Annotated in this window: 9 protein-coding genes; 4 read left to right on the top strand and 5 right to left on the bottom strand. The window is 63.9% G+C overall.

Annotated features, from left to right (window positions below):
• Positions 1-41 precede the first annotated feature (41 nt).
• Both WKI89_RS15395 and WKI89_RS15400 read left to right on the top strand, forming a co-directional pair.
• A complete protein-coding gene (locus WKI89_RS15395; protein ID WP_337871098.1) occupies positions 42-1,325 on the top strand; it encodes a CCA tRNA nucleotidyltransferase in 1,284 nt (427 codons plus the stop codon).
• A 27-nt stretch (positions 1,326-1,352) separates the two neighbouring features.
• On the top strand, positions 1,353-2,069 hold the full coding sequence (locus WKI89_RS15400; protein ID WP_337871099.1) for an alpha/beta fold hydrolase: 717 nt from the start codon (positions 1,353-1,355) through the stop codon (positions 2,067-2,069).
• Here the strand turns inward: WKI89_RS15400 and WKI89_RS15405 are convergent.
• The 3 genes from WKI89_RS15405 to WKI89_RS15415 are packed head-to-tail and all read right to left on the bottom strand — an operon-like array spanning position 2,026 to position 5,880.
• The gene (locus tag WKI89_RS15405) at positions 2,026-2,220 is read right to left on the bottom strand and encodes an EAL domain-containing protein (RefSeq protein ID WP_337871100.1); all 195 of its coding nucleotides are present in this window, start codon (positions 2,218-2,220) and stop codon (positions 2,026-2,028) included. The genes WKI89_RS15400 and WKI89_RS15405 overlap by 44 nt on opposite strands.
• Positions 2,221-2,252: 32 nt before the next feature.
• Positions 2,253-5,024: a hypothetical protein gene (locus WKI89_RS15410; protein WP_337871102.1), complete on the bottom strand. Its 2,772-nt coding sequence runs from the start codon at positions 5,022-5,024 to the stop codon at positions 2,253-2,255.
• A gap of 52 nt (positions 5,025-5,076) precedes the next feature.
• Complete coding sequence (locus tag WKI89_RS15415; RefSeq protein ID WP_337871103.1) at positions 5,077-5,880, bottom strand: PEGA domain-containing protein; 804 nt, start codon at positions 5,878-5,880, stop codon at positions 5,077-5,079.
• Positions 5,881-6,018: 138 nt separating this feature from the next.
• Between WKI89_RS15415 and WKI89_RS15420 the strand changes: the two genes are divergently transcribed.
• Together WKI89_RS15420 and WKI89_RS15425 are read left to right on the top strand one after the other, a co-directional pair.
• Entirely contained in the window at positions 6,019-6,795 is a 777-nt protein-coding gene (locus tag WKI89_RS15420; RefSeq protein WP_337871105.1) for a fumarylacetoacetate hydrolase family protein, read from the top strand.
• A gap of 105 nt (positions 6,796-6,900) precedes the next feature.
• Positions 6,901-8,130, top strand: a complete 1,230-nt coding sequence (locus WKI89_RS15425; RefSeq protein WP_337871107.1) for a potassium/proton antiporter — start codon at positions 6,901-6,903, stop codon at positions 8,128-8,130.
• Between the two features lie 17 nt (positions 8,131-8,147).
• On the opposite strand, the gene WKI89_RS15430 is transcribed toward WKI89_RS15425, so the two are convergent.
• Both WKI89_RS15430 and WKI89_RS15435 read right to left on the bottom strand, forming a co-directional pair.
• A complete protein-coding gene (locus tag WKI89_RS15430; protein ID WP_337871109.1) occupies positions 8,148-9,668 on the bottom strand; it encodes an NFACT family protein in 1,521 nt (506 codons plus the stop codon).
• Positions 9,669-9,670: 2 nt separating this feature from the next.
• Positions 9,671-9,807: tyrosine-type recombinase/integrase (locus tag WKI89_RS15435; RefSeq protein WP_337871113.1), on the bottom strand; the 137-nt coding region annotated here is incomplete at its 5' end.

Genomic DNA, 9,807 nt, shown 5'->3' on the forward strand with positions numbered 1-9,807 from the left:
TCCACACTGCGAATGCTAATCTCGGACTTTGATTGCCTGCCATGATGGACTACCGCCAAGTTCTGCAACGGCTTTCCTTCCTGCCCGATCTCTACCTGGTGGGCGGGGCGGTGCGCGACATTCTGCTGGGCCAGACGCCCGAAGACCTGGACTTTGCCACCTCGGCGCCCCCGGAGGAGGTGATGCGCCTGGCTAAAGCCCAGGGCCTGGGGGCCATTCCCACCGGCCTCGAGCACGGTACGGTCACCATCCTGATTGACCACCACCCCTACGAGGTCACCACCTTCCGCCGCGATGTGGAGACCTATGGGCGCAAGGCCAAGGTGGCCTGGGGGCAAAGCATTGAGGAAGACCTGGCCCGGCGCGACTTCACCATTGGGGCCATCGCCATGGATGCCTCGGGGCGGGTGATTGACCCTTACGGCGGGCAGCAGGACCTCGAGGCCGGCATCTTACGGGCGGTGGGCGACCCGGCCCAGCGCTTTGGGGAGGACTACCTGCGGGTGATCCGGGCGGGTCGGTTTGCGGCGCGCTACGGCTTCCAGGTCGAGCCAAAAACCCTGCAAGCCGCGCGGGCAGTAGCCCCGGAGGTGCTCTCGCACGTGGCCATCGAGCGGGTGACCGCGGAGTTCGACAAAGCCTTCCAGAACGGTACCCCCAGCCGTTTTCTGCGCTACCTCTACGACCTCGAACTCCTGCAACGCCTGATTCCCGAGTTCGAGGATACCCACCTGCTCTTGCAAAACCCCCGCTGGCACCCCGAGGGCGATGTGCTGACCCATGTTTTGCAGGTGGTGGATCGGGCCCCACCGCCGTACCGCTGGCACGCTTTGCTGCACGACATTGGCAAGAAGGACACCGCGCGCTGGAGGCCCGAGGGCTGGTATAGCTTTTATGGGCACGAGCGGGTGGGGGCCGCACTGATACCCCGCATCGCCCGCGACCTGCGCCTGCCCAACCATCTGCGGGAGGAGCTGGTGGTGACCACCGCTTTGCACATGGTGCCGGTCTTTACCAAGCCCACCCCTGCGGCCATCCGCAGGTTTCAGGCCCAGGCCGGCCCGCACCTGCCGGCCCTGAAAGCCCTGTACGAAGCCGATGGGGCCGGGCGCCGGCCCGAAGAATCCTGGAAGTTCTTTGAGCCCCAGCCGGTGCCGGTGCAGCCGGTGCTGCTGGGCCGCCATCTGGTCGAGCGGGGCCACAAGCCAGGGAAAGTTTTTGGCCGGATGCTCAAAGCCGCCTACGACTGGCAGCTCGAGACCGGCGAGACCGACCTGGAAAAGCTATACCGGGCGGCCCTGAGGGCTTTGGAGAGGGAAACCTGACCCTATTTTTTAGGCTATGCTGGGGGTATGTCGGTTCCTGTGGTCTTGCTACACGCCTTTCCCTATAGCCCGGCCATGTGGACAGGGCAGCTCGAGGCAGTCAAAGGACATCCGGTTCTGAGCCCCGACATCCTGGGGTTCGAGAGCCTGGAAAGTGCAGCCGCCCACGTGCTGGTCGAGATGGACAACCGGGGCTGGCAGAAAGCGGTGTTCGTGGGGCTTTCCATGGGGGGCTACGTGATTTTTAGGCTGTGGAACCTCGAGCCCGAGCGCTTTGCAGGGATGGTGCTGGCCGATACCCGCGCCACCCCGGACACCCCCGAGGGGGTTCGCCTGCGCTTAGAGCAGGCCGAGCGCATCCGCCGGGAAGGGATGCAGTTCTTCCCGGAGGCCACCCTCAAGGGGCACCTGGGGGCCACCACCCACGCCCGCCGCCCTGAGCTGGTGGCCCGGATGCGGCAGGCCCAGCTCGAGGCCGACCCCGGCCGGGTGGCCAAGAGCCTCGAGGCCCTGGCAGCACGGCCCGACTCGGTGCCGCTGCTCTCCAGCATCTCGGTTCCGGCCCTGGTGCTGGTGGGCGAGGAGGATACCCTCACCCCGCCCGCCGATGCCCGGCAGATGGCCGCCCAGATTCCCGATAGCCGGATGCTCCTTCTGCCCGAGGCGGGGCACCTGGCCAACCTCGAGAACCCCAAGGCTTTCAATACAGCTCTAAGGGGCTTTCTAGGTGAGGTGATGGGTTGAACGAGGAGGCGGTGATCAGCCTAGCAATGGCTGGAAAGGGTGCCGGTTTCCCGATCAGGTAGCCCTGTACCAGGTCGCAGCCGGCCTGCCGGAGCCACTCGAGCTCTTCGGGGGTTTCGATGCCCTCGGCCAGTACCTCCACGCGACACACCCTTATTACGGCAAGCCAAACAAGCCTGAAGCTCAGTGGGTTTGGCTGAGCGAGAGGGCCAGCACATCCTCGAGGGCCAGGGGGGACTGGGTCTGAAGCCGCGCTCTCAGCGCTTCGGCGGGCCAGATTTTGCCCAGTACACGACCCAACTGGGCGCGGTAGGGGGTCGGCTGATTGGAACAGGTTTGGAGTTTCTTCCAGGCGGCTTCCTCCTGGCCCAACCCCAGCAAGGCCTGGGTTTCCAGACCCAATTTCCAACTTTGCACCCCGGGATCCTGCAAATCCCCAATCTGCACTACCTGGGCCAGCGCTTCGGCCCACTTCTCCTGTCTTGCCAAGGTCTCGGCATAACCCAGACGGGCCTGGGCCTGGAAGTAGGGGTCGTTTTGCCGCAGATAGCCCTGTAGCATCTGCTCGGCTTTGGCAGGAGGCAGCAGCAGGGAAAGCTTGAGGGCCACATCAATCGCCAGGGCGGTGTAACGGTCACCCGGCAGTTGTCTGCTGGAGAGCTCTTTTTGTAAGTCGCGCAGAATCTTCTCGCTATCGGGGGCTTTTTGCCCGCCCACGTAAGGGGGCAGATAGGGCAACCCACCGGCCCGCACCCAGTAGGCCACGGCAATGCGGTACAGGGTGCGGCGGTGGCGGTAGTGGGCTTCCTCAGGGCGTTCGCGCACCTCGCGCAGGTAGGCCTCGGCCTCGGCCAGCAGGGCCAGGGCTTCCAGAGGGCGGCCTCGAGCCAACTCCAAGACGCTGGCCTCGCTCATGGCCCGGGCCCGGATGAACTCGTCGGAGGCTTCGCGGATAGATTGATACAGGTATTTTTCTGCCTCAGCAAAGTTGCCAATGCGCCGTAGCGCCGTACCAAACCGGGCCCGCACGCGGGCTACCTCTTCGGGGGGTGCCCCGGAAGTTTCCAAGGCTTCCAGGCCCTGCCGCATCTGGGCTTCGGCCTCGTAGACCCGTCCAATGCGCAGGAGCAGGTCGCCCGACTGGTAGCGGGCCCGCCCGACCAAAAGGGGGTCGTGGGCTACCTGGCGCAAAGCTTCCAGGGCCTCCTCGAAGCGGCCCGCGTCCTTGGCCACCAGACCCTGCCAAAGCCGCACCCGGTCTGCCAGGAAGGGCTGGATGGGCAGGGAAAGGGCTTGTTGCACATAGGCTTCGGCCTGGGCATAATCGCCCTGCCAGCGCTCGACGGCAGCCCAGACCAAAAGCCCCTCGGCCCCCACGTCGCCCGACAAGGTCTCGGGCGGGGGCAAAAGCTGCAAGGCCGCCGGAAAATCCCCCGCATCCACCCTGGCCTCGGCAGCCTTGACCCTGGCCCAGGACTGGGTGGCAGGGTCGGTGGAACTGGAGAGCACCTCGAGGGCCTCCAGCGCCTCGGGATGGGCGTACTGACCCAATACCGCGCGGTAGCGCACCACTGCCATGGCTAGTTTTTCCCGCTCGAGGGTGGGCCAAGATTGCGACTCTGCCCAGAGCGTGGGCAGCAGCGACAGCCGACTGGGGTCTTGCGAGAGCAACTCCAACAGTTTGTCCACCCGATGGGCACCCCGGGCGTGGTGCAGCAAGCGGAATAGATCACCCTTGAAGAAATCCAGTGCCAAGGTGTGCAGTTTTCGGGCTTCTTTCTCCGGCACGACGGGCAGCAAGGTACGCAGGGCCGGGCGAACCTTGCCCTCGCCCATCGGGGTTAGCAGGGCTCGTTCGGCCTGCGAGAGGTGCTCGAGCCCTTTGTTTAGGGCCTTTTCCAGCAGGGCCACTGGAATACCAGGGTCGGCATCGGGGGAGAGGATGGCCAGCGCTTGCAGCATGGGGCGCAGGGTGGTGTCCTGGGCCAGGTTGTAGCTGGCCAGGGCCGCGGGGGTGCTGCCGTGGGTCTGGGCTGCTTCCAGCAGTACCAGCCGCGAAAGCTCGGCAAAGTTGCGCCCGGCCTGGTTCACCAGGGCCTCCACCCGTTCGGGAGGCAGGTCGGGTAAACGGTCTTTCACGTAGCGGCGGGCCTCGGCCCGGCTGGGGGCCGAGAGCGGATGCCAGGCTAGGTTGGGCGGGGGCTCGGAAAGCCCGGCCAAGAAAGGAATGGTCAGGCGGCGCAGCAGCGGCTCCACCCAGGCAGCCAGCCCCACCGGGTTGCCCTGGGCGTCACGCAAACTCAGCCCGCCGATCTGACCCTCTTTTTCGGCCCGTAACAGCAGGGGCTTGCCGTAAGCATTGAGGGCCTTGGCGATGTCGTTGCGCAGTTCATCTTGTAGAGCCGCTTGCAGGGCGTAAGGCTGGGTGGGCGAAAGTTGCGATAGCATCGCATCCAACTCCACGTCCAGTTTCTCAGCCAACGGATAGAGGTGTTGGGCCAGTTCTCCACCCAGATTCACCATCAGGCAATCGGGCACGGCCCGCTCGACCGCTGCCAACAACACCCCCTTGCCGGTCACGGCCCCACCCACCACCACCATCTGGGTTTTTTCACCTTGTTCCAAGGCCCGCACGAAACGTCGGAATAGCCTGCGCTTGTCGCGCCCCAAAGCCCGCCGGGCCGACTCGAGCGCCAACTCCGAGGGCAGGGTGGGGGCTTCCAGTCCCGATTCGGTGTACAAATCGCTGATAACTTCGAATAGCCGCAGCTTCTCTTCTGGGCTACCCAGGTCTTTGTACAAAATGTTGCGTACCGTCCCGGCCCGTCCCCCACGCTCGGCCACGGCGGCTTCCAGCCAGCGTAAGCTTCCCTTTTTGCCGCGGTGGTCGCGTCCGCTCAGGTGCGGGCGCAGGGTCTCGAGCTGGGTTTGCCAGAGTGTACTCACTTCACTCACAGTATCTACACCATACCGAGGGGTAGTGTAAGATGCAAGCAAATTACAGTTTTTACTGCACCAACTCTACTTCCAGGTTTTTGTTTCTGGGCACATTAATCAGTGCGCTGAAGGTACGGTAGCCGGGAGCTTCGACCTGCAAAGTGTAGTCGCCGGCCTCGAGCAAGAAGCTCGAGCGCCCCAGACGGCTGCTGGCGATCTCGGTGGCACCTTGGAGAATGCGGGTGGTGGGGTTAGGAACATTTACGCTCACGTTGAGGAGACAAGGACAGGCCGGCTCGATCTCGCGCACGCTGCCCGAAGTGACGGGCGGGGTTGGGGCGGGTAGGGCCGGGCCGGGCTCGGCAGGGGATGGTGGGGGCTCGGTTGTGGGCTGGGATGGGCCGGTCTCGGATGGGGTAGGAGTTGGTTCAGGGGCGGTCTCGGTAGGCAGCGTGGGGGTGGTTGCGGGGTTATCCGGCGCGCTGCCAGGAGGTGTGGCGGGGTCGGTTTGAAAGCTGTTGAGCGGGTTGGGGATGGTACCCGAGGTGAGCAGGTTGGGGCTGCTGCTGTTCAGCAGCACGATGCTGCCAAAGCCAGTGAGAGCCAGCAACACGGCCAGACCGGCACTCCAGCTTGCCAGGCGGCTCCGGAGGTTCAACAAGGCCCAAACCAGCAACAGCACCCCCAGCAGCCCCAGCCCCCAGAAGACTGCTGTGCCGTACTGCTGGTGCAGCCAGGCCCCGCCCAGCCCAGCCAGGCCCAGCACCAAACCAAAGCCCATCCAGGCCAGCCCACCGCGCGGCAGGCGGGTGAGGCCCCAAAGCAAAGAAAGTACGCCCAGAATGCCCAGAATCCAGAGTAAGAGTGCGTTCATGCCAGCTCCTTTCGCGTGTACCTCGAGGTTGCCTGCTCTAGACTCTAACACCCCACAGCACAGGCGTTTTGTAACGTCGGTGGAGTAAGCCAAACGTCCCGAGGCAGAAGCCGCGGGCAACGGTATACTTGAGCCACTATGAAGATTGTACGGTTCGATGCGGGTCAATGGGGGATACTGGAAGGCGAGACGATTCACGAAACCGACGGCCCGGCGGGCAATCCCACGGGCCGTCATTTTGACCTGGGGGGCGTGACCCTGCTGGCCCCGGCCACCCCCACCAAGATTGTCTGCGTGGGGCGCAATTACCTCGACCATATCCGCGAGATGGGCCACGACTTCGGGGGGGATCTGCCCAAGGAGCCGGGTCTGTTCCTAAAAGGCCCCAATACCCTGGCCCACCCGGCCAACCCGGCCCGTCCCGAGCGCTCGGGCGATGTGGTGCCCTACCCCAGCTTCACCAACCTGTTGCACTACGAAGGGGAGCTGGCGGTGGTGATTGAAAGCCGTATGAAAAACCTACCCGAGAGCGAGGCCCTCGAGCACGTGCTGGGCTACACCTGTGCTCTGGACGTTACCGCCCGCGACAAGCAAAAAACCGACCTGCAGTGGGTGCGGGCCAAGTCCGCCGATAAATTCTGCCCCCTGGGGCCCTGGCTGGTGACCTCGCTCGAGCCCCAGAACACCACCCTGCGTACCTACGTCAACGGCGAGCTGCGCCAGGAGGCCCACACCAGCCTGATGATCTTCCCGGTGGCTAAAATTCTCTCCTACATCAGCCAGTTCATGACCCTCGAGCCCGGCGATGTGGTACTGACCGGTACCCCCGAGGGGGTGGGAGAGCTGAAGCCCGGCGACCACGTGGAGGTCGCCATCGAGGGAATTGGCGACCTGCACACCCGAATTGGGCACTAAGGCCCTGCGCTGGAACCATCCTTGGCGGCATACTGAATCCAGGGTGCTTTGAGCACCGGAGCGTTGCCACTCCTGGTGGTGCTACTGGGAGCAGCGGAGGTATATTTGCCCAAACCCGAGATCCTTCTGTTAGTCGTCAGCACTTTACTGCTGCTTAGTGTCCTGGCTACCAAGCTGGGTGGGCGGCTAGGGGTACCAGGGCTGCTCTTGTTTTTGGTGATCGGTATGCTGGCCGGGAGCGATGGGCCGGGGGGTATTTGGTTTGACAACTACTACATTGCCCAGCTAGTAGGTACGCTGGCCCTAATTTTCATTCTATATTCGGGCGGTCTTTTCACCCGATGGAACAGCGTGCGCCCAGTGCTAGGGGCTGGTCTGTCGCTGGCTACTTTTGGTGTGTTCTTCACTATGCTCCTAACGGGCGCGTTTGCTCACTGGGTGTTAGACCTGGGCTGGCTCGAGGCCCTCTTACTGGGCGCGATTGTTTCCAGCACCGATGCCAGTGCGGTGTTTGGGGTGTTGCGCGAGCGGGCCGTGCGCCTGCGCAAGCACCTACGGCCTCTGCTCGAGTTCGAGTCGGGCACCAACGACCCCATGGCGGTGTTTCTGACCATTGGCCTGACCACCCTTCTGACCCGTCCCGAGATGAGCGCCTGGCAGGTTTTGCCCATGTTCGTCCAGCAGATGCTGCTGGGCTTGCTGCTGGGTTATGGCCTGGGGCGGGCGGTGGCCTGGATTTTGCAAAGCATCCGGCTTAGCTTCGATGGGTTGTATGCGGTTCTGTCGGTCACGCTGATGCTTCTGGTGTTTTCGCTCACTGCCGTGCTGGGCGGCAGTGGCTTTTTGGCGGCTTATGTGGCGGGGGTGGTGGTGGGCAACAGCGACTTTCCCCGCAAGACGGCGCTGCTGGCTTTTCATGAGGGCAACACCTGGCTCATGGAGATTGGAATGTTCCTCACCCTGGGCCTGCTGGTCTTCCCCTCACAGCTTCCCTCGGTGGCGGTAGGGGCCATTCTGCTGGCGCTCTTTCTGATGCTGGTGGCCCGGCCTGTGGCAGTTTTCCTAAGCCTGCCCAATCGTCGCTTTGCCCTTAGCGAGAAATTCTTTGTGGCCTGGGTGGGCTTGCGGGGGGCCATTCCCATCGTGCTGGCCACCTTTCCTTTGCTGGCCGGGGTCGAATCGGCGCAAAAGATATTCAATGTCACCTTCTTCGTGGTGCTGTTTTCGGTGCTGGTACAGGGCACCACCCTGCCCCTGGTGGCCCGTGGGCTACGGGTGCGCGCCGAGGATGAAGCAGCGGCCTCACCGCCTTCTGAAGCAGTAGGTAGCCGCTAGCCTGCAGGGGCACTTCTTCAGCTTGTGGGAGGCTCGGCATCCACAAACAGGGTCTTGGCCTGGGTATACAACACCTGGCCGGGGGCCGCTTTGCGAGGCCGCCAGACGTGTTTTTTGGGGGTATAGTCCACCGGTACATTTTTCTCGCCCCTGGCCTTGGAGTGGTGGGCGGCGAACTGTGCGGCGTAGAGCAGGTCGGGCAGGGGCGCACTGCGGCCCTGGGTGCGCAGGATCACGTGCGAACCGGGGAGGCCCTGGGCGTGGAACCAGAGGTCTTCGGAGTGGGCCATGCGGGTCAGGAGGTCATTTTCTTTGCTGTTGCGCCCTACCCAGACTTCGAAGCCGCTGGGACTCACCAAGCGCAGGCCTAGCTGGGGGCCTTTTTCTCGAGTTTTGCGCTTCAGGGCCTGCAACACCTGGTGGGAGAGTCGCTCGAGCTGGGCGAGTTCCCGCTCGAGCCCGGCGATCTGGGCCTCCAGGGCCGGTATCTGCTCCAGGGCCCGCTCGGCGTTGGCCTCGAGGCGCTTGGCCCTGGCATAGAAGCGGCTGGCGTTTTGAATGGGGGAGAGCCCGGCTTCCAGGGGAATTTCCACCATCTGGCCGGAAAAATCTTCCAGCTTGGCCTTGGGCCCCGGCGGAAGCTGGTGGCCGTAGGCCATCAGCAAGTCGCCCCAGTTGCGCAGGCGCTGGGCCTCCTCCAGGCGCTCCAGGGCGTTTTGATAATCGCCCAGGCGGGCCTGTAGGGTTCGGATCTCCCGCTGGAGGGCTTCTCGCAGGGGTTTGCGCAGGGCCTCGGCCTCCTCGAGCGCCCACGCAGCCTGCATCTCTGCAACCGGATTGGTTTGTACGGCAGGCTGCTCGACCAGGCTGTGGATAACCCTGTGGATAAGTGGCAGGTGCGCGGGCTCGAGCCGGGTTTGTGGGCTCAGGTGTGCGCGCTGGCAGAGTTCGGCCCCCAGGGCCTTACCCACTCCGTCCAGGTTTTTGATGAGCTGCTCGAGGGGCTGGCCCACAAAGGGCTTCAGCTCGTCTTCCTGCAGGGTGCGGGGGTCGAGCTTCTGGTAGGGCGGGGGCGGGGTGTAAAAAAGCCCGCTCCGCAGTTCGCGGTAGCGGTTGATGGCCGGCGTAACCGGGCGGTCTATGCCGATAATCCGGCCCTCGAGGTCCAAAACCATCAGGTTGGCGTTGCGGCCCGTGAGCTCGAAGACCAGCCGGGTGGGGGCGGTGTCCACAAAGCCCTTTTCCCCTTCAAACTCCAAGAACACCACCCGGTCGAGCTTGAGCTGTTCAATTTTTAGCAAGCGCCCCTTGCAGCGGGCCTCGAGGAGGCGCTGAAAAGGGGTTTTGGCCTCGCCCGCCACACGATCCGCCTCCACCGCCAGGGCGGGGTGGGGTGGGCGGTAGCGCAACACCAGATTGCCCAGCCCTTCTAGGAGCAGGGCGGCGGTGCCCTCGTCGGGAAATGCCCAGCCCAGGCTGCGCCGGGGTAGCTGGTGGGCCAGCTCCCGTAGTACCCCATGAACTAGCAAGCCTTCCACGCTCAGGAGTCTAGCGGACTCCTGACTCCACGCCCACCCTGGTTGAGCACGTGGGTATAAATCATGGTGGTCTTTACGTCCTTGTGCCCGAGCAACTCCTGCACGGTGCGGATGTCGTAACCATTCTCCAGCAGATGGG

This window comes from Meiothermus sp., assembly GCF_037443965.1.
Lineage (GTDB): Bacteria > Deinococcota > Deinococci > Deinococcales > Thermaceae > Meiothermus.

Excerpts from the sequence above, each read along its gene's own strand:
- WKI89_RS15395 (WP_337871098.1), top strand. The coding sequence starts at position 42 with ATGATGGACTACCGCCAAGTTCTGCAACGGCTTTCCTTCCTGCCCGAT.
- WKI89_RS15400 (WP_337871099.1), top strand. The coding sequence starts at position 1,353 with ATGTCGGTTCCTGTGGTCTTGCTACACGCCTTTCCCTATAGCCCGGCC.
- WKI89_RS15415 (WP_337871103.1), bottom strand. The coding sequence starts at position 5,880 with ATGAACGCACTCTTACTCTGGATTCTGGGCATTCTGGGCGTACTTTCT.
- WKI89_RS15420 (WP_337871105.1), top strand. The coding sequence starts at position 6,019 with ATGAAGATTGTACGGTTCGATGCGGGTCAATGGGGGATACTGGAAGGC.